Here is an 18879-nt window from a genome sequence, read left to right as displayed (position 1 = left end):
GGTCTGCGTCACCCGATAGGAAATTAGGAGACCCCCATGTTCGACGAATCCGTCAAGAAGGCCTTCTGGGAAGACGGCGCTACCGTTGTCCGCAACTTCCTCAACCCGGAACAGCTCGCGGAGCTGTACGAGGTCTTCAAGTGGAATGTGGCCAACCCGGGCCCGTTCGTCTTCCGTCGTCTCGACGGCACGAGCCTGCAAACCCACATCGACAACGCCAACCCGGCCGCCAAGGAACGGCTCGACGAATTGATGACCAGGCTTCCGTTCGGCGAATTCTTCGCCGAGCTGTGGGACTCCGAGCACGTCTGGTACTACGCCGAAGAGGTGTTCGTGAAGGAGAACGGCGCGAGCGGTCGCGGCCCATTTCATCAGGACACCTCGAATCTGCCGTGGGCGGGCCCGGACTGGGGCAACGCCTGGATCTCGTTCCAGCATGTCCCCAAGAAGAACTCGCTGGAAATCGTGCGTGGCAGCTGGAAGGGCATCGAGTACGACGGTGCCAGCTTCGCCAACGCCGACGACCCCACCGAACCGCTGTACGGCGACGGATCGCTGCCGCGGCTGCCGTGGATCGACAAGGACCTGGAAAAGGACCCGAACTCCTGGGATCTCGTCTCGTTCGAAGTCAATCCCGGCGACGTGGTGTTCCTGCACCCCCGCTCGCTGCACGGCGGCGCCGCCGTCGACGCCGAGTGCCCCGATCGCCACACCCTGGTGCTGCGATTCTTCGGTGACGACGCGACGTTCCGCGAACTGCCGAAGTCGAACCCGCGCTACGCGCGCAACGGCGTGCTGTTCACCGACGAGATGGCGAAGCTGAACGCCGGCGACGCGTTCCGCTCGCCGGTGTTCCAGCAGCTCGTCTAATCCATCCCAGAACAGGAGACCTTTCCCGATGTCGAAGCGTCAGAACTTCAATCCCGGACCGCGTGCAGAGCGTTACCACAATGACCTGCATTTCTCGACGGCCACCCGCGTCGGTGACCTGATCTGGGTGTCCGGTCAGGTCGGGATCGACCCGGCCACCTCGGCGCCCGCCGACGGCATCGAGGCCCAGGCCCGGTTCGCGTTCGACGGCGTCAAGCAGGCCCTCGAAGCGGCCGGGTCCTCGATGGACAACATTCTCGAACTGCTCACCTATCACACCGATATGGCCCGTGACGGTGAAACTTTCGGCCGGGTCAAGGACGAATACATCAAGGAACCGTATCCCTGCTGGACCGGCATCGGAGTCACACACCTCGCCCGCCCGGAGCTGCTGTGTGAAGTCCGCGTCGTCGCCTATGCCAACGACTGAGGAGCGGTAATGAATTCGACGCAGTCACGCCGGGTCGGACTCTACGGAACCGGACGCGCCGCCGCCCAGCTCGTCGGCGCCATCGAGGCGAGCCCGCACACGCTGACCACCGCCATCGTCTTCTTCGACGAGCAGGCCGGCCAGGACATCGGCACACTCACCGGGGGTCGAGCCACCGGGATCACGGCGACCACCGACCTCGAGGGCGCGATCCGCTCCGGCGACTTCGACGTCCTGGCCTACGCCGGCCTGAAAGGCGAAGTCCTGCACCGGGCGATGGAACTGTGCGCCGATGCCGGTGTCGACCTCGTACACGCCTGCTTCGTCCATCCCCGGGTCAAGCTCGATCCCGAGATGTACTCGCGGTTGCAGACGCGCGCCGAGGGAACCGGCGCGCGCATCGTCGGCACCGGCATGCTGCCTGGATTCTGGCTCGACGTGCTGCCTGCGCTGCTGAGCAGTGCGCTGCCCGCGCCGGTCTCGATCATCGGCGAGTCCTGCTCCGACATCGCCGCGTGGGGCCGAGGCGTCCTTGCCGACGAGATGGGCCTCGGCACACTCGCAGACGGTCAACCCGGTCCTGTGGGCGGGGTGCTGCACGAATCCGCGGAGATGATCGCCGATGTCCTCGGCCTCACCGGGTACGAGTCGAAGGTGTACGGCGGATACGTCACAGCCGACGCCGCCACCGAGGTGGCGGGCATCCAGATCAGCCCGGGCGACAGGGTGGGTTTCGACGAGGCCGCGATGGTGGTCCACGACGGTCGCGAACGCGTCCGCATCGCATGGAAGGGACTGCCCAAGGGGTCTTTCGAGGGCTACGAGCGCTCGTTGACGGTCACCGCGATCGGCGGCGACGGCTCCGAGTGCACCCTGAGTATCATCCCGGCACTCGATCCCTACCCGGGTACCGCCGCACGCATCGTGCACGCCGTCGGCGCGCTCGGGGCGCTGCCGGGCGGCCAGCACACCCCCATGCAACTCGGTATCTGAACCAACAAGGTAAGGCGTGGGCGCTGTGCGCCGCGCGAACTACGACGACCACGAAGCCTTCGAAAGACCGCCCGCGCCTTCATCGACGCCGAGTTCGTGCCGGTCTTCGGCGAGTGGCTCGTCGCAGGCATCGTGCCGAGGGACTTCTATCGCAGAGTAGCCAAGGAGATGGCCAGGGCCGGAGTCACGTTCGGTGGATCGCCAGTGCACATCTGTGCCTGCCGTACATCACCGAACACGCTCGGCCGACGGCACACACCACGATTGCCCGCTCTACGCCGACAGTCGCGGCGGCACCAGCGAAGTCATGCGCTCGATCATCGCCAAAGGCATGGGTCTCTAGGTTCCATCCGAAACACAAGGAGTGCATCATGAACGGGAGTTCGCTACCGGCCGAAGACGCCGACACCAGATACACCACTTTCACCGGCTGGGTCGGCCGGCCCACCGACCTCACCGCACCACTGGACGCCACGATCAGCTGTGACGTCGCCGTAGTCGGCGGCGGTCTCGGCGGCATGGCGACCGCGCTGCGACTGGCCGAGCGCGGCGTCGATGTCGTCCTGCTCGAATCGGATTTTTGCGGCTATGGGGCGAGTTCGCGCAATGCCGGACAGATCTCGGCCAAACCGACCGGTGAGCCCCAGATCCTGGCGAAGGTAAACCCGCAGCTGCTGCGTGACCTGGTCCGGTTCGCCGGGTCGTCGGTGCAGTTCGCGGAGGACCTGATCAAACAGCTCGGTATCGAGTGCGACTACGAAGCGGTCGGCAATGTCGGGGCGGCAGTCACCAAGGGGCAGATGCGCAAGGCGCTACGCGACGCGCAAGCGCTGTCCGACGCCGGTGCGACGGTGCAATTCGGGGACCAGCACGAACTCGGCCTGCCCGACACCTTCCTCGGCGGCCTGCTGACCCCCGCCGGCGGCACGATGAACCCCGGCATGTTCACCCTCGGTCTCCGGGCGGCCCTGCTGGAATCGGGGGTGCGGGTATTCGAGCAATCGCCCGCACAGTCGGTGGACGACATCGGTTCCGGCGCAACGGTGACTACCCCGCTCGGCCGGGTGCGCGCGAAGAAGGTGGTGCTGGCCAACAATGCGTGGGCGCCCGAACTCGCGATCACGCCGCAGCGGCTGTCGCGGCCGGTGTGGGTCAACATGATCGAGACCGCACCGGTCGAGCGCGAGCGTATCGAGGCGACCGGCTGGACGAGCCGTTCGGGCTTGGCGACCAAGCACAACGTAATGGAGAGCTATCACGTCACCCCGACCAACACGATCGCCGTCGGGGTGCGTTGGCTGCAGATCGGGAAGAACCCGATTTCCGACCGCATCTCCGATCCCGTTGTGGTGGCCGACCTCACCGATGCCTTCCGTGCGCGGTTCCCGTCGCTGCGTGATGTGCCCGTGACCAAGACCTGGGGTGGCTGGATCGCCATGACGTCCTCGCGGGCGCCCGTGGCCGGTAAGGCGTCGAAGAACGTCTACTACGCGATCGGTTGCAACGGTCACGGGCTCGGCCAGGCACCCTACCTCGGTAGCCTCCTCGCCGATCGCCTCACCACCGACGAAATCCACCCGGACATAATGCCGTGGTGGCAGTCGGAGAACCACTTCCCCCGTTCGCTGTACCTGCACAACCCGGTGCTGCGGGCGGCGTGGCTGGCGGACCGGATCGGCGACCGCCGCGCGGGCCGTTAGTGGATGGTCGTCGCGGGGCGGGCCCCGAGCTCGCGACAAACCGAACCGGCTGGTCCAGAGGTCGCGACTGGGTCCATGTGTGGTGTTCGGCGCGCTGCGAGAGTTGAATATCAGCCGTCGGCGGCGCTTGGCGTTGTGCCGCTGGCTGTCGGTCGGGTGACCGCGGCCCCAGTCGTCGACGACTAACCCCCGTCTCGGACCTCGCGCAGGTGCAGGCACACCTCGTCGATCGCTTGCTTGGCCTGAGCGAACGCGCCGATCTCGGTGACAAAGCCGTGGAAGACGCCGGCATACCTGGTCAGCGAGACGGGTACGCCGTCGCGCCCCAACTGTGCCGCGTAGGCCTCGGCGTCGTCCCTGATCGGGTCGACCTCCGCGGTCAGGATCAGGGCAGGCGGCAGACCGCGCAGCGACTCGGCGCGCATCGGTGCGGCGAGATGGTCGCCGCCCGAGTGGTGCTCGCCGACGTATTGCTCCCAGAACCAGCGGGCGTCCGCGGCGCTCAGCATCGGTGCGTCGGCGAATTCCGACCACGACGACGCGGTGAATGTCTCGTCGACGGCGGGGTAGGCGAGTACTTGCGTCACAGGGAGGGTGCTGTGCTCGTCGCGTCGGTACAGGCACAGGGCGGCTGCGAGATTGCCGCCCGCGGAGTCGCCCCCGACGGCGATGTAGCCCGGATCGATACCGAACTCCGATGCTGTCCGGCTCAGCCACGCGTACGCGTCGACGCAGTCTTCCAACGCGGCCGGGTAGGGGTTTTCGGGAGCCAGGCGGTAGTCCAGTGACACGACCGTCCATCCGGATCCGGCGGCGATCGCGCGGCACAGCTCGTCGGCCCCGTCCAGGGTCCCCAGGACGAAACCTCCGCCATGCAGGTAGACCAGAGCAGGACTGTTGCCCTTCGCACCGGCACTGTCCGCGCGGTACAGGCGAGCCCGGATCGAACCCGCACGGGTCGGCACGGTCAGTTGTTCGACATGGTCCAGCGGCGTGATCGGCTCGGCGGGTGATGCCGTGTTCAAGAGCGCTCGGGCCTGTTCCGGTCCCAGCTCACGAATGGGTTTCTGCAGCACGCGGGTGATCATCTGGGCCACGGTCTGAGCCTGGTCGTCGAGCAGATTCCACCAGGTGGGAGCGTCGTCGTTCAATGGGAAACCTCGCAAGTCGTTGACAAGTAGTGATCTGTGCCTCACCATCATAGTCACGTGATCCAGTCGTTTGACAGTGACACGTTTTCCATTGGGATCCGCTGCTGACGGGTGTACCGCGCACACGATCTCGTCGAATCGAAAGGACAGAAGGATGACCGAAACGACGATCGGCCACGCGAAACGCGGGGCTGACGCGGTCGGTGGGCTCGACATTCGGATCGAGGACGATGCGAGTCCGATCGTCCGGCTGATCGGTCGGACCATCGCCGATTCCGTCCGCGCAAACGGTGCGGACTCCGTCGTGGCGACGGTGGCAGGCACTGTGGCCGTCCGCTCGCACGACACCCCGCAGGCTGCGACGATCAGCATCTCTGACGGTGTCGTCGCGGTATCGAGCGGTGTGTTCGTCGAGCCCGACCTCACGTTGACCGTCGACTTGAACGGCCGGTTCGCCCTGGTCGGTGAGCCTGTTGTCGCAGGCGACGACGATCTCGCTGCCGCGGCGCTGGCACTGCTGGCGCCGCCGCTGCCGGACTGGAAGGTCGCCGCGGATTCGTTCTGGGCCGCGGCCCGGTCGGTGTCGGGGATCCCCGACATGCTCGTCGCGATCACGGAGGGCCCCGAGGGGCTGGATCAGCACGTCGTCGGTGAGGGCGAGACCCACTATGTGATCGCCGGGCCACCGGAGCTGCTGGCCGGCATCTTCTCGGGCGCCGACGACCTGATCGCCGCCCTGTCCACCGGTCTGATCGGCGTGCGCGGCACGTTCTCTCAGCTGTCGGTGCTGGTCGCCGCATCCTGGAAGGTTCGTTACGATGTCTGAAACCACCTACACCGCAACAGAGCTCGAGACCCCCGTGCACACGGTCCGGCTCGAGTCCACCAACCACGACGGCAGCTTCCTCGGCAAGAATCTGGCACCCAAGAAGTTCGCCGCGAGCGCGGGCTCGGGCTTCGCGATGGCCGACCTCCTGTTCGGTCTCGACCTGGGCAACGCCCCGACCTTCGGCTTCGCCTTCCCCGAGTGGCGTGGGCACGTGTCCGACGTGCAGTTCCGGCCTGACATGTCGACGCTGGTGCAGTGGGAGCCGGGTCTGCAGTCCGTGATCGGTGATTACTGGCAGGCCGACGGCAGCCCCATCGGAACCTGTCCGCGCAACCTCGCCCGAAAGTTGGTCGACCGACTCGCCACGCGCGGTTTCACGGCAACCGTTGCGGTCGAGATCGAGGCGACTCTGTTCCAGGAGTCCATCCACGAGGCCCGGGAAAAGGGATATCGCGACCTGACCCCACTCGGCGGTTCAGCCGGAACCGCGTACCACCTCGCGAAGTCGAAGGACTGGATCGACTACATGTCGGCGGTCGCCCGTCGCCTCGACGAGATCGGCATCGAGTGGGAAGCGTGGAGCGACGAGGACGCGGCGGGTCAGGTCGAACTCAACCTGGTTCCCGGCGACCCGATCTCGGTCTGCGACAACTGGGCTCGCGCCCGGCAAGTGATGCGCGAGGTGGCCTTCGAGCGCGGTCACACCGTCACCTTCATGGCCAAGCCGACCGCGGGCTACGGCCAGGCCTCGCACGTCAACCTGTCTCTGCAGCGCGACGGGGTCAACGCCTTCTACGCCGAGGACGGGCCGTCGCCCACGATGCGGCACGCGGTCGGCGGACTGCTCGCGACCATGCGCGGGGCGGCATCGGTCATGCTCCCGCAGATCACCTCGTACCGCCGCCTGGTCGACTTGAGCGGCCCGCCGACGACGATTACCTGGGGCATCGCCAACAAGAGCACCGCGGTGCGCGCAGTGTGCGGTCACCCGGCGTACTCCCGCCTCGAATACCGCGTTCCCGGCGCCGACGCGAACCTGTACCTCGCGGTCGCGGCCATTCTCGCCGGTGTGATCGCCGGCCTCGACGGCGAGATAGAGCCACCCGAGCCGGTCAGCGACCTGGCGTGGTGTGTGCCCGACCTCGAGCGGCTGCCGAACACCATCACCAAGGCGGCCGCCGCGCTGGAGACCGACCTGATCCTGCGCGAGCAGCTCGGCGACGAGTTCGTCGACTACTGGGTCGGTACCCGGCGCTGGGAGTGGATGCAGTTCCACACTGCAGGCGGTGATCCGTTCGCCGAGCTCTCCGAATGGGAGTCGGCGCGATACTTCGAGTTCCCGTGAGCGGGGGGAACGCGACGCCGGGCGCGATCCGGCCGATGATCGGCATCACCGGCCGACGGGTCCGGCTGGGGCTGGTCGACGGGCTGGACAAGCGCTACGGTCACCTGCTCACTGACACCTTCATGTCCGACTTCTCGGACCGGATCGCCAGGGCCGGAGGGATTCCGGTGAACCTGCCCTACGATGCCGACCCGGAGGCACTCTGCCATTGGCTGGCGGGCGTGGTCATCACCGGAGGTCAGGATGTTCATCCCGCGTACTGGGGTGGGGATCTGTCGGTGGTCCGTGACGTGGATCCACGGGATAATCCGATGGTCCACGACCCCGAGCGGGACGAGTACGAGATCGCGCTCGTGCGTGCCGCACTCGCCAGAAATATCCCGGTGCTCGGGGTGTGCCGGGGCCTGCAGGTCCTGAACGTCGCTCTGGGCGGCACGCTGATCGCGGACCTGCCGCCCGGCTCCGTCGGGCATCAGTCGAGTTCGCCCCCGCTCACCGACGGTGCCGACGACCACAAGGTGACGTTCGAGCCCGGCTCGATCGCGGAAGGTCTGTTCGGTGCCGGCGCGGTGACCAACTCGTGGCACCACCAGGCGGTCGACCGCTGCGGGACCGGCCTGGTGGTCACGGGGCGCACGGCCGACGGCGTCGTCGAAGCGGTCGAGCTGCCGGGGGCCGCGGTGCTCGGTGTCCAGTGGCATCCCGAGTGGATGGAACGTGACGATCCGGCGCTGAGCTGGATCGTCGCCGAGGGCAACCGGCGGATCTGACTCGGGGAAGACTGTCGGCCGCCACCGAAGGGTGGCGGCCGACAATTACTTTCAGGTCAGAGCGGTTTTCACTCGACGCTCACCCAGGACACGAGCGAGCGCATGGCTTCTTCGGGCGAGGCCGTCTTCGGGGCCGGGGCCGGGGCCGGGGCCGCAGGCGCGGGGGCATCGCCGACGTGGGCGGCCATCCAGGCGTCGAGCACGCCGAGGATGAGTTCGATCTGTCGTTCCGCCGCTGGGGGGTCGGTGAACACCAGCCAGTTGAGCGCGAATCCGTCCGACAATGTGGACACGATGTACGTCAGTGCGTCGATGGTGTCCGGGTCGACCGGCCGGCCGGAAGCGGTCGCGGCGGACTCGAGGATCGCTCGCAGGGTCGCGGATGCCTCGTTGTACACCATCTCGGCTTGCTGGCCTTCCTGACGCTGGCCCCAGCTGATCAGCTCGACGATCGCCGCGCCGAAGTCCGGATTCGCCAGGTACCACTCCATCACGCCGCGTAACAGGGCGCGCGCGGTGATCGCCACGTCGCCATGGACATCGTTGCGCGTCAGCACCTCTCGATACTGTCCGGCGACGTGCTCGAAGACCGCCGCGAACAGCACCTCCTTCGTGGCGAAGCAGTAGTGCAGGGTGGCCAGCGGGGCGTTCGCCTCCTGCGCGATACGGCGGGTGGTGGCGCCGTCGACCCCGTCGGCAGCGATCACGCGCACGGCCGCCGCCACCAGTTCGGCGCGACGTTCGGCGGCGGGAATGCGAGCCATGCCCTCTCCTGTCAACAGATCTGAACGGATGATCAAGTCGGTTCCACGCTACCAGTCGGAAAGGTAAGCGTGTTGCCATATTTCCCCGGAGAACCGCCGTCAGGTGCGGGCAATAACGCGAAGCAAATAGTCATATGCCTTGATCAAACGACTCACTGGGCTTACGGTATGAGCCGGATCACATTGGCGGGTCGGCGCACTCCGATGCGACCACACCGGTTTCGAAGAAACAGACCCGTCATGACCGACGAACTCACGTGTCTCACCCCCGACGCCACCACAGAAGCCATGGTCGACATGATCATGCGAGACGGCGGCGTGATCATCGAAGGAAGCAATTCATGACAGAGATCCACCAGCAATCCGGACCCGGCCATGCGGGGACTGCTCGCCCCGGGCCGAACAAGGCAGTGCTCATCGGTGTCGGCACGCTGCTGATCGTCCTGACCAACGCCGTCATCTTCATCCTGCCGCCGCTGTTGCCGATCATCCAGGCGCAGTACGGCCTCGCCACAGTGGCCGAGACGACGTGGCTCTACACGGCGCTGACCCTCGGCGGGGGAGCGGGCTTCATCTTGCTGCCGCGCCTCGCCGATCTGCACGGCGACCGAAACGCCGCGGTGGCGGCGTCCGCATTCCTTGCGGTCGGCGCGCTCGTTCCGGCTGCCGGCGACTCGTACTCGACCCTTCTGGTCGGCTGCATTCTCATGGGATTCGGGGGCGCGGCGCAGCTGCTTCCGCTCGGTTTCCTGCGCCGCAATCTCGGCGAGGACGGTATCACGGTGGGTGTCGCGGTTCTGGTCATCGCCACCGGTGTCGGCATCGTCGTGGGCATGATCGGCGGTGGCTTCATCGTCGAGAGTCTGTCGCTGCGAGGCTTTTTCATCATCCTCACCATAGTGTGCGCAGTGACGGCCATTGCGTGCTATGCCGTGATCCCCCACACCCCGCCTGCTGAGCGTTCCGGCCGCATCGCGGTACTCGGCACGGTGTGGATGATCGCTTGGGTCGCCGCGATCCTGCTGACTCTGACGCAAGGCCTCGTGTGGGGCATCGCGGCGCTCATTCCGTTGATGGCCGGCATCGTCGGGGGCATCGCCTGGGTGCGCGTCGAGCGCCGCTCGACCTCGGCGGTGTTCGACGTCGCACTGATGAAGGCGCCTTTGGTCACCGCGTCGTGCTTGTGTATCGCATTGTTCGCCGCGGTGAACTCGGCCTTCCTACTGCTGCTCAGCACGTACGCTCAGATCACTCCCGAGGATCTTCGTCCCGCGGACGCCTACGGACTCGGGCTCAGCGCCCTGCAGACCGGCTGGCTCATGGCACCTTTCGCGGCGGCGTTCTTGATCCGCGGAACCGTACTCGACCGCGCCTTGTTCAACGGCCGTGGTGCGACCGTCTTCGTCATCGGAGCGCTCATCAGTGCATCGGGGCTGGCCTGGCTCGCCGTCGCGCACGACCAGCAGTGGCACTACCTGGTGGGCGCTGCCGTCATGGGTCTCGGGATCAGAATCGGCTACGCAGCGGGGTTCACCATGGTGCAGATGGCAGTGCCCGAGGAGAAAGCCGGGATGGCGGCCGGTATCGCCGGCACGTCCATGGCCGTGGGTTTCGCCTTCGGCACGGCACTGGTCAGCGCCGACCTCAGCGCCTCCCTGGTTCCGGTGGTCGGAACCGGTCTCGAGGTCGCTGCCAAGGGCCTCTACGGCATCGGCTACTGGTTATCGGGACTCCTCGCCCTGCTGGTCGTGGTGAGCGTGCTGGTCTCACGCGCCCGGTCCGGTCGGCGCGTCGGCGCGGCAGCGTCCTGAACGTGGCTGGGTCGATTGCCGTCCCCGACCTGGCGCGATGATTCGTGCGGGCGGCCGCTTCCGTGGCGCTCACTACCACTCCACACTCACCCAGGACACGAGCTCGGCGGGGGAGGCCTGCGAGGGACGGGCCGCCGGTCCGGAGGTGTTGCCGAGGTGGGCGGCCATCCAGGCGTCGAGCACGCCGAGGATGAGTTCGATCTGTCGTTCCGCCGCTGGGGGGTCGGTGAACACCAGCCAGTTGAGCGCGAATCCGTCGGACAATGTGGACACGATGTAGGTCAGTGCGTCGATGGTGTCCGGGTCGACCGGCCGGCCGGAAGCGGTCGCGACGGACTCGAGTTTCGTCCGTATGGTCGCGGATGCCTCGTTGTACACCATCTCGGCTTGCTGGCCTTCCTGACGCTGGCCCCAGCTGATCAGCTCGACGATCGCCGCGCCGAAGTCCGGATTCGCCAGGTACCACTCCATCACGCCGCGTAACAGGGCGCGCGCGGTGATCGCCACGTCGCCATGGACATCGTTGCGCGTCAGCACCTCTCGATACTGTCCGGCGACGTGCTCGAAGACCGCCGCGAACAGCACCTCCTTCGTGGCGAAGCAGTAGTGCAGGGTGGCCAGCGGGGCGTTCGCCTCCTGCGCGATACGGCGGGTGGTGGCGCCGTCGACCCCGTCGGCAGCGATCACGCGCACGGCCGCCGCCACCAGTTCGGCGCGACGTTCGGCGGCGGGAATGCGAGCCATGCCCTCTCCTGTCGACAGATCTGAACGGATGATCAGGTCAGCTTCGGCTACTAGTCGAAATGGACAATCAGGCCGCCATATCGGCGAGATGACCACCTCTCGGTGAGTGATCCTACCGGTTCGTGGTCATATGCCTTGATCATTTGACTATGTTCTTCTAGGCTATGACCGAGACCACAGTCCGGCGCCAACGGTGATCGGAAGGTCCCGGGCCTCGAGCTCACCGCGGATGCGCCGTTACGACCAGAGATCGCGAGCTGCATCCGCATCGCACCCGACAAGCGTGAAGAGGATGACCATGACCGGAGTCGAATCAGTTCCCGGGGAACGCGCGATCGCACTCGATCGCATGGCTGTGGACCCGCCGATCGACACCGTCGTCGGCCTGCTGGCGATCCAGGCCGCCCGCTTTCCCGACCGTGAGTTTCTTCGGTTCGCGGAAGGATCCTGGACCTTCGGCGAGATCGACGACTGGACGTCACGCCTGGCGCAGCGTCTGGTCTCCGAGGACGGGATTGGCGCCGGCGACCGGGTCGCGATCATGCTGCCCAACGTGGTCCAGTGGCCGATCGCCTGGCTCTCGATCCTCAAAGCCGGCGGCGTCGCGGTGCCGGTGAACTCGTCATACCAGCGCGCAGACCTCGAATTCGTGCTCCGAGACTCCGGCGCCCGGGTGATGTTCACCGACGACGGTCACAGCCCGCTCGTCGACGAGGTGCGCGCCGCGAACGGCGATCTGGCCGATGTCCGTATCGTCGAAGCCGCGTCGCGCGGCGAGCTCGCGCAGTACCCGGCGGACAGGCCCGATGTCGCGATCGCCCCGGACACGCTGGCCAACCTCCAGTACACCTCGGGGACCACCGGATTCCCGAAGGCGTGCATGTTGACCCACGACTATTGGGTCCGGCTGGGGTGGATCTGTGCGGGTGCGGCGGGCCTCGGGTCCGGCGATGTGGTTCTCACCTCGCAGCCGTTCTCGTACATGGACCCGCAGTGGAACACCTCCCTGTGCCTTACGGTCGGCGCGCCGCTGGTGGTGCTGCCCCGGTTCTCCGCCTCGGGTTTCATGGCGGACGTCCGTCGCCACCGGGCCACGTTCTGCTACGTGCTCGGCTCGATGCCCACGCTTCTGTTCAAGCAGCCGCCGAGCCCGGAGGACCGGGACAACGACCTGCGCCTCGTGCTGTGCTCGGCCATCCCCGTCGCGCTGCACGCGCAGCTCGAACAGCGTTGGGGCACGCCGTGGCGGGAGATCTTCGGGATGACCGAAAGCGGGGCCGACCTGGTCAGCCTCCCCGAGAGCACGGTCGACGTCGGCAGCGGACGACTGGGGCAGCCGGTTCCCACGAAGCAGGTCCGGGTGGTCGATCCGGAGGGCCGGGAAGTTGCCGCGGGAGAGTCCGGCGAGCTGATCACGTCGGGCAGGCCGATGATGCTCGGCTATTGGAACCGACCCGAAGACACCGCGGAGGTCCTCCGCGACGGCTGGCTGCACACCGGCGATGTCGCGGTCCGCGAGCCGGACGGCTACCGCCTGGTGGGCCGGATCAAGGACATGGTCCGCCGCGGCGGGGAGAACATCGCGAGCGCCGAGGTCGAACGCGTCCTCGAGCGCGACGACACCGTCGTCGCGACAGCGGTGGTCGGCGTCCCGGACGAGCTGTTCGGCGAGGAGGTCAAGGCCTTCGTTCAGCTGGCCCCCGGCGTCGAGGAGAGCCGCGCGACGGCAGAGCAAATCGTCGACGGCGCACGAACTGAGCTGGCGCGCTTCAAGATTCCTCGATACGTCGAGTTCGTCGCCGATTTCCCGCGCACCCCGTCCGAGCGCGTGTCGAAGCCGGCCCTGCAGGCGCGCTCCGCCGAGCATCCCGGCATCACCTACGACCTGCAGCCGCCGCGCACCGCCGGCAACGGCAACTGAGGAGCCGGACATGACCGACAGTTATCTGGACGTGCACATCGACGACGACGTCGCGGTGCTCACGCTGAACCGCCCGGCGAAGCTGAACGTGATGGACGTGGCAACGAGGGTGCGGCTCGCGCAGACCATCCGCCGGTTCGGAACGGGTGATCTCGTCCGCGGGATCGTGCTCACAGGCACCGGGCGGGCGTTCTCCGCCGGTGAGGACCTGCAGGCGGTGCCGACCACCTACGACGAGATCCGCGAGGCCTTCGCGACCTTCCACGACATCACCCGCGCGATTCTCGAGACGAAGGTCCCCGTGATCGCGGCCGTGAACGGGATCGCGGTCGGCGGCGCCTCGGAGATCACGTTGTGTTGCGACTCCCGGATCGGCACTCCCGCCGCCGAGTATTACCAGCCGGAGAACCACCGCGGAATCATCATCTCGAACGCTTCGAGCTTCCTCATGGGCCGCCTGGTACGCAACCACGCGATGCGAATAATTCTGGGCTCGAACCGGATAGGCGCAGGCGAGGCCCTGCGGATCGGGCTGCTCGACGAGATCGTGGCCCCGGAGGCACTGGTGCACCGCGCGGTCGAGGTGATCAGGCAATGGAACTCCGATCCCCGGACCACCGCGCTGCACCTGGGTCTGCTGCGGCCGCGCCCCGAAGACATCGAGGCCGCGTTCACCCGCGAAGACGACGCCGCCCGCCAGTCGTGGGAGTCCGGCGCCTTCACCGAAGGCATCGAGGGCTTCTGGGCATCGAAGAACGCGGCGCCGACGGCGCCCGCGCAGAGCAATTGAGATCGGAGACGATGATGATCACCACCGAGGCAGCGCTTCTCACCTCGCTGAACGAACCGCTCGAATTCACCGAGATCCAGGTCGACGACCCGGATCCGAACGAGGTCCGCGTCGCAGTCTCGAACGTGGGCCTGTGCCACAGCGACCTGCATTACATGACCGGCACCGTGGGCGCCGACCTACCCGTGGTTGTCGGGCACGAGGTGGCGGGCATCGTCGAGTCGGTCGGCTCCGCGGTGACCTCGTTGCGCCCGGGCGACCGCGTCGTCGGCGCCCTCACACCCTCGTGCGGGTTGTGCCGCAACTGTCAGGTCGGGCACTCGACGCAATGCCAGCGTGTCTCGCAGATCCGACAGCGCCCCCGCCCGGCTTTCCAGCTGCCGGGAGGCCAGGTCGTCGAACGGCTCGGCGACATCGGCGCGTTCTCCCGCCACACCGTGATGCGGGAGAACTCGCTGGTCAAGGTTCCCGACGAGGTGGGACTGCACGTCGGGTGCCTGCTGTCGTGCTGCATCGTCACCGGCGTCGGCGCCGTGTTCCGCGGCGCGCAGGTACGCCCCGGCGCCACCGTGGCCGTGATCGGCTGCGGCGGTGTCGGATCGGCAATCATCCAGGGCGCACGGCTCGCGGGGGCCTCGGCGATCATCGCCGTCGATCTCGACGATGCCCGGCTCGCGGCGGCGCGGACCTACGGTGCCACGCACGTCGTGAACGGTGCGGCCGATGTCCCGGCCGAGATCCGGAAGGTGCTCGGCGACGGCGTGGATTACTCGTTCGAGGCCGTCGGTTCCGCCCGGACCGCGGCTACCGCGCTGGCGGTCCTCCGCGGCACGGGCACGGCATGCCTGGTGGGCATCGCGCCCGACGGCACCGACCTCACTGTTCCGGCGTCGGATTTCTTCTTCGGTGAGAAGCGCCTCATCGGTTCCTACATGGGCTCGGGCCAAGCGCACGAGGACATCACCCAGTTCGCGCGCCTCTACCTGCAGGGACACCTGTTGCTCGACGAGATGGTCAGCGACGTGATCCCGTTCCACGAGATCAACAAGGGCTTCGAGGCGATGAAGTCGGGCGAGGTAACCCGCATCGTCGCCGACCTCACCGCGTGATCACCCCGACCCCATCCACAATTGCGCACAGAAGGAGTCCGCAGATGTCGAATACGCAACTGCCTCAGCCGATCAACTACATCGCGGACGGGTGGTCCGAGTGCCGGGCACTTCCGGACGCGTGGAATCTCGACCCCAACACGGGGCAACCCATCCACCGCGCCGTCACCACCGGACCGGACGACGTGGAGCGCGCGCTGCGCCATGCCGAGCGGTCCTACGGCTTCGAACGCTGGGATGACGCGGCGAGCGAGGAACGCGCCGCGGTCATCGAGCGTGCAGCCGACATCGTCGAGACCCGGATCGAGGACATCGCCCGGACCGACGCCCTCACCAGCGGCGTCCCGATCGCGAAGGCCCGGCTGGTCGCGCAGTTCCTCCCGCACCGGATCCGCTCGTCCGCTGCGGATCTGCGGGCCACCCCGCGGCGCACCGCGCTGGCGGCCGGCGGCCGCGACGTGCGGCTGTACAAGGTCCCGTGGGGCCCCGCAGCCATCCTCACCCCGTGGAACGGCCCCAGTTTCATTCCCGCCGCGAAGATGGTGAGCGCCCTCGCCGCCGGCTGCCCCGTCATCCTCAAACCGTCGGAGCACGCGCCGAGCAGCGCCCAGATCATCGTCGAGTGCTTCGTCAAGGCCGGGCTGCCCGACGGTGCGCTGCAGCTCGTCCACGGCGGGGGAGACGTGGGCGCGGCGATCACGGGCGACCCCCGCGTGAAGATCGTCTCGTTCACCGGCGGCCCGAACGCGGGTCGTGCGATCGCCCGTGCCGCCGCGGAGGACTTCAAGGTGCTCCAGCTCGAGCTCGGCGGCAACAATCCGGCCCTCGTGCTGGACGACGCCGACATCGACGTGGCCGCCGACGGGATCCTGGACGGGATGACCAAGCTCAACGGTCAGTGGTGTGAGGGACCGGGAAAGGTGTTGGCGCACAAGAGTCTCGTCGAGCCGCTCCTGGACGCGCTGCTCGATCGCATCTCCCGCATCGAGATCGGGCACTCGCTCGACGAGAACTCCCAGCTCGGCCCGATCTCGAACGCCCCGCATTTCGCCACCCTGCAGAGCCGCATCGAGGGGCTGCGGGCCCACGGCGCGACGATCCATCAACCTGCGCAGCTGCCCGCGCTCGACGGGTTCTTCCTTTCGCCCACCGTCGCGTCGGGAGTCGACGCGTCGGTGGCGACGGCCGAGCTGTTCGGACCACTCGTCAGTCTGCATGCCGTGGAGTCCGACGAGGACGCGCTGCGCGTTGCCAACGCCAACCCTTCGGGTCTGGACGCCTACGTGTTCGGCGGCGACCTGGATCGCGCCGTCGAGGTCGGATCCCGTGTGCTGTCCGGCGAGGTGCGCGTGAACGGTGCCAAGATCGCCGATCTCGCAGACGGTTCGGCACAGAGCTTTTGGGGCACTGCCGGAATCGGCGGTCACGCCCCCGGCGAGTCCGTCCGGGTGTTCTGCGGCGACCGCGTGGTCGGCGTCGATTCACCCGACCTCCCGCTGTAGCGATCGGCACTTCTTTCGCGTCACCCCTTGACTGTGACCGGGACCACTGGTCTACTGAACTAAGTCAATTGATCCAGTCAAATGACCAATTTAACGAAAGCGGCAAATTCCATGAACTTCCCCTCCACCTCGGATACCGGGATCGTCGATGTCATCGGCGTCGGCGCCGGCTTCTCCGGCCTCTACCTCTCGCACCGGCTCACCACCGCCGGGTGGACCTTCGCGGGCTTCGAGGCCGGACCCAGCGTCGGCGGCACCTGGTTCTGGAACACCTATCCGGGCGCGCGCTGCGACGTCGAGAGCATCTACTACTCGTACTCGTTCGACGAGGCGCTCCAGCAGGAGTGGACGTGGAGTCAGCGATTCGCGCCGCAGGCCGAGATCCTCAGCTACATCAACCACGTCGCCGACCGCTTCGACCTGCGCAAGCACTTCACGTTCGATACCCGAGTGGTCGGCGCGACGTGGAACGCGGCCGACCGGCTGTGGGAGGTGCAGCTGGACAACGGCGAGACGCGCCGCGGCCGCTACCTGATCTCGGGCGCCGGCGGTCTGTCCACCCCCAAGGACTTCGACGTGCCGGGCCTCGAGAACTTTACCGGACTCCAGGTGTCCACCAGCCGCTGGAACATCGCGCTCGACGACCTGGCGGGCAAGCGTGTCGCTGTGATCGGCACCGGATCGTCCGGCGTGCAAGCCATCCCGCTGATCGCGGAGGTCGCCGAGCACGTCACGGTGTTCCAGCGCACCCCGAACTATGTGATGCCCGCGCGCAACGCCGACCTCCCCCCGGAGCAGGTCGCCGCCGTCAAGGACGGCTACCCGGCGATCCGTGAGGAATGCCGGCACTCGCCCGGCGGCATCCCCGACCGCCCCGTCACCGACAACGCCTTCGACGTCTCGGACGAGGAGCGTCGGCGGCGCTACGAGGAGGCTTACGAGCGCAGCGGCTTCCAGGGCGTCGGCGCCGAGTTCGCCGACCTCCTCACCGACGCCGAGGCGAACCGGACCGCGTCGGAATTCATCCACGACAAGATCCGTGAGATTGTCGAGGATCCGGCCACCGCCGAGCTGCTGGTGCCCAGGTATCACCCTCTCGGCGCCAAGCGCAGCGTTTTCGGTACGGACTACTACGAGACCTACAACCGGCCGAACGTGTCGTTGGTGTCGCTGCGTGACCAGCCGATCGAGACCATGACCGCGAACGCGATCGTCACCTCGAAGGGCACCTACGAGGTGGATGCGGTGGTGCTCGCGATCGGGTTCGACGCCTTCACCGGCCCGCTGTACGGGCTGGGTCTCACCGGCGCGTCCGGCAAAACGCTGCAGGAGACCTGGCACGACGGCATCCGCACCTACCTCGGATTCATGACCACGGACTTCCCCAACTTCTTCATGGTGGCCGGTCCCCTGAGCCCCGCGTTGGCGAGCAACGTGGTGGTGACCATCGAGCAGGCCGTCGACTGGATCGCCGATCTCATCGAGCACGCCCGCGACTCCGGCGCCACGCTGATCGAGGCCACCCCCGAGGCCCAGAACGACTGGGTGGACATCACCGAGGGGACCGTCGCCCAGACGCTGTACGCCACCACCGACTCCTGGTACCGCGGCTCCAACATCGAGGGCAAACCCAACACCTTCATGGGCTATGTGGGCGGTGTGGGCAAGTACCGCCGGATGTGCACCGAGATCGCCAAGCGCGGTTACCCCGGCGTCGAGATCGACGGGGAGACACAGTCCCGCAACCTCGGCCCGATCCATCAGGAGATCTCATGAGCAGGACGGTGCACCGGCGCTACGTCGCCTTCTCCGACGCGCACTACGCCGGAAACCTGGTCGACGGTGCGTTCGCCCTGAAATTGTTCGGCGACGCCGGGACGAACCTGTCGATCGAGATCGACGGCCACGAGGGGCTGTTCGCCGGCTACTCGTCGGTCGAGTTCCTCGCCCCGGTCCGCGGCGGTGACGTCGTCGAGGCCGAGGCCCGGCTGGTGAAAAAGGGCAACCGCAGCCGCACGGTCGATTTCGAGCTCCGAGTGATCTGCCGCGGCTCCGACGACACCGGCCGCGCACAGGTCCTCGAATCGCCACTGGTCGCGGTGCGCGCTCGCGGCACCGCGGTCATCCCTGCAGACGAGACGGAGAAGTAG

General features: G+C 67.2%; 17 protein-coding genes. 14 read left to right on the top strand and 3 right to left on the bottom strand.

Translation table 11 applies throughout. The features are described from left to right. Window positions 1-36: 36 nt before the first annotated feature. The 4 genes from QM841_RS08685 (at window position 37) to QM841_RS08670 (ending at window position 3993) form a co-directional block, all read left to right on the top strand. Window positions 37-870: a phytanoyl-CoA dioxygenase family protein gene (locus QM841_RS08685; RefSeq protein WP_283331626.1), complete on the top strand. Its 834-nt coding sequence runs from the start codon at window positions 37-39 to the stop codon at window positions 868-870. A 28-nt stretch (window positions 871-898) separates the two neighbouring features. Beyond that, the gene (locus tag QM841_RS08680) at window positions 899-1300 is read left to right on the top strand and encodes a RidA family protein (RefSeq protein WP_005570157.1); all 402 of its coding nucleotides are present in this window, start codon (window positions 899-901) and stop codon (window positions 1298-1300) included. Between the two features lie 9 nt (window positions 1301-1309). Continuing rightward, complete coding sequence (locus QM841_RS08675; protein ID WP_283331625.1) at window positions 1310-2293, top strand: hypothetical protein; 984 nt, start codon at window positions 1310-1312, stop codon at window positions 2291-2293. Window positions 2294-2664: 371 nt separating this feature from the next. After that, a complete protein-coding gene (locus QM841_RS08670) occupies window positions 2665-3993 on the top strand; it encodes an NAD(P)/FAD-dependent oxidoreductase (protein ID WP_283331624.1) in 1329 nt (442 codons plus the stop codon). A 182-nt stretch (window positions 3994-4175) separates the two neighbouring features. On the opposite strand, the gene QM841_RS08665 is transcribed toward QM841_RS08670, so the two are convergent. Continuing rightward, window positions 4176-5144: an alpha/beta hydrolase gene (locus tag QM841_RS08665; protein WP_283331623.1), complete on the bottom strand. Its 969-nt coding sequence runs from the start codon at window positions 5142-5144 to the stop codon at window positions 4176-4178. A gap of 154 nt (window positions 5145-5298) precedes the next feature. On the opposite strand from QM841_RS08665, the gene QM841_RS08660 reads away from it, so the two are divergent. Genes QM841_RS08660 through QM841_RS08650 form a run of 3 tightly spaced genes read left to right on the top strand, consistent with a single transcriptional unit; the run spans window position 5299 to window position 8088 of the window. After that, on the top strand, window positions 5299-5970 hold the full coding sequence (locus QM841_RS08660; RefSeq protein WP_283331622.1) for a hypothetical protein: 672 nt from the start codon (window positions 5299-5301) through the stop codon (window positions 5968-5970). Next, entirely contained in the window at window positions 5963-7318 is a 1356-nt protein-coding gene (locus QM841_RS08655; RefSeq protein WP_005570163.1) for a glutamine synthetase family protein, read from the top strand. The genes QM841_RS08660 and QM841_RS08655 overlap by 8 nt, the downstream gene beginning before the upstream one ends. After that, complete coding sequence (locus QM841_RS08650) at window positions 7315-8088, top strand: gamma-glutamyl-gamma-aminobutyrate hydrolase family protein (RefSeq protein WP_283331621.1); 774 nt, start codon at window positions 7315-7317, stop codon at window positions 8086-8088. The genes QM841_RS08655 and QM841_RS08650 overlap by 4 nt, the downstream gene beginning before the upstream one ends. 68 nt (window positions 8089-8156) lie before the next feature. Here QM841_RS08650 and QM841_RS08645 read toward each other — a convergent pair whose 3' ends face one another. After that, entirely contained in the window at window positions 8157-8852 is a 696-nt protein-coding gene (locus QM841_RS08645) for a TetR/AcrR family transcriptional regulator (RefSeq protein WP_283331620.1), read from the bottom strand. A 341-nt stretch (window positions 8853-9193) separates the two neighbouring features. Between QM841_RS08645 and QM841_RS08640 the strand changes: the two genes are divergently transcribed. Beyond that, on the top strand, window positions 9194-10663 hold the full coding sequence (locus QM841_RS08640; protein WP_283331619.1) for an MFS transporter: 1470 nt from the start codon (window positions 9194-9196) through the stop codon (window positions 10661-10663). Between the two features lie 72 nt (window positions 10664-10735). Here the strand turns inward: QM841_RS08640 and QM841_RS08635 are convergent, their stop codons facing one another. Continuing rightward, entirely contained in the window at window positions 10736-11407 is a 672-nt protein-coding gene (locus QM841_RS08635) for a TetR/AcrR family transcriptional regulator (protein WP_283331618.1), read from the bottom strand. Between the two features lie 292 nt (window positions 11408-11699). On the opposite strand from QM841_RS08635, the gene QM841_RS08630 reads away from it, so the two are divergent. The 6 genes from QM841_RS08630 to QM841_RS08605 all read left to right on the top strand — a co-directional run bounded on the left by QM841_RS08630 (window position 11700) and on the right by QM841_RS08605 (window position 18879). Continuing rightward, window positions 11700-13328, top strand: a complete 1629-nt coding sequence (locus tag QM841_RS08630; protein WP_283331617.1) for a class I adenylate-forming enzyme family protein — start codon at window positions 11700-11702, stop codon at window positions 13326-13328. A 10-nt stretch (window positions 13329-13338) separates the two neighbouring features. After that, window positions 13339-14118, top strand: a complete 780-nt coding sequence (locus tag QM841_RS08625; RefSeq protein ID WP_283331616.1) for an enoyl-CoA hydratase/isomerase family protein — start codon at window positions 13339-13341, stop codon at window positions 14116-14118. Between the two features lie 14 nt (window positions 14119-14132). After that, a complete protein-coding gene (locus tag QM841_RS08620) occupies window positions 14133-15227 on the top strand; it encodes a Zn-dependent alcohol dehydrogenase (protein ID WP_283331959.1) in 1095 nt (364 codons plus the stop codon). 44 nt (window positions 15228-15271) lie between these two features. After that, the gene (locus tag QM841_RS08615) at window positions 15272-16729 is read left to right on the top strand and encodes an aldehyde dehydrogenase family protein (protein WP_283331615.1); all 1458 of its coding nucleotides are present in this window, start codon (window positions 15272-15274) and stop codon (window positions 16727-16729) included. Between the two features lie 111 nt (window positions 16730-16840). After that, window positions 16841-18505: a flavin-containing monooxygenase gene (locus QM841_RS08610; protein ID WP_283331614.1), complete on the top strand. Its 1665-nt coding sequence runs from the start codon at window positions 16841-16843 to the stop codon at window positions 18503-18505. Then, window positions 18502-18879 carry a hotdog fold domain-containing protein gene (locus tag QM841_RS08605; RefSeq protein ID WP_005246555.1) on the top strand — a complete coding sequence of 126 codons (378 nt, stop codon included), beginning with the start codon at window positions 18502-18504 and terminating at the stop codon, window positions 18877-18879. Before QM841_RS08610 ends, QM841_RS08605 begins: the two co-directional genes overlap by 4 nt.

This window comes from Rhodococcus sp. IEGM 1307 (assembly GCF_030056915.1).
In the GTDB taxonomy this organism is placed as follows: domain Bacteria; phylum Actinomycetota; class Actinomycetes; order Mycobacteriales; family Mycobacteriaceae; genus Rhodococcus_F; species Rhodococcus_F opacus_D.
The sequence above is the reverse complement of the archived record's forward strand: the minus strand, read 5'-3'. Positions and strand labels throughout refer to the sequence as shown.

Coding starts and splice junctions, on each gene's coding strand:
- QM841_RS08685 (WP_283331626.1), top strand. CDS start 37: ATGTTCGACGAATCCGTCAAGAAGGCCTTCTGGGAAGACGGCGCTACC.
- QM841_RS08680 (WP_005570157.1), top strand. CDS start 899: ATGTCGAAGCGTCAGAACTTCAATCCCGGACCGCGTGCAGAGCGTTAC.
- QM841_RS08675 (WP_283331625.1), top strand. CDS start 1,310: ATGAATTCGACGCAGTCACGCCGGGTCGGACTCTACGGAACCGGACGC.
- QM841_RS08670 (WP_283331624.1), top strand. CDS start 2,665: ATGAACGGGAGTTCGCTACCGGCCGAAGACGCCGACACCAGATACACC.
- QM841_RS08660 (WP_283331622.1), top strand. CDS start 5,299: ATGACCGAAACGACGATCGGCCACGCGAAACGCGGGGCTGACGCGGTC.
- QM841_RS08655 (WP_005570163.1), top strand. CDS start 5,963: ATGTCTGAAACCACCTACACCGCAACAGAGCTCGAGACCCCCGTGCAC.
- QM841_RS08645 (WP_283331620.1), bottom strand. CDS start 8,852: ATGGCTCGCATTCCCGCCGCCGAACGTCGCGCCGAACTGGTGGCGGCG.
- QM841_RS08640 (WP_283331619.1), top strand. CDS start 9,194: ATGACAGAGATCCACCAGCAATCCGGACCCGGCCATGCGGGGACTGCT.
- QM841_RS08635 (WP_283331618.1), bottom strand. CDS start 11,407: ATGGCTCGCATTCCCGCCGCCGAACGTCGCGCCGAACTGGTGGCGGCG.
- QM841_RS08630 (WP_283331617.1), top strand. CDS start 11,700: ATGACCATGACCGGAGTCGAATCAGTTCCCGGGGAACGCGCGATCGCA.
- QM841_RS08625 (WP_283331616.1), top strand. CDS start 13,339: ATGACCGACAGTTATCTGGACGTGCACATCGACGACGACGTCGCGGTG.
- QM841_RS08620 (WP_283331959.1), top strand. CDS start 14,133: ATGATCACCACCGAGGCAGCGCTTCTCACCTCGCTGAACGAACCGCTC.
- QM841_RS08615 (WP_283331615.1), top strand. CDS start 15,272: ATGTCGAATACGCAACTGCCTCAGCCGATCAACTACATCGCGGACGGG.
- QM841_RS08610 (WP_283331614.1), top strand. CDS start 16,841: ATGAACTTCCCCTCCACCTCGGATACCGGGATCGTCGATGTCATCGGC.
- QM841_RS08605 (WP_005246555.1), top strand. CDS start 18,502: ATGAGCAGGACGGTGCACCGGCGCTACGTCGCCTTCTCCGACGCGCAC.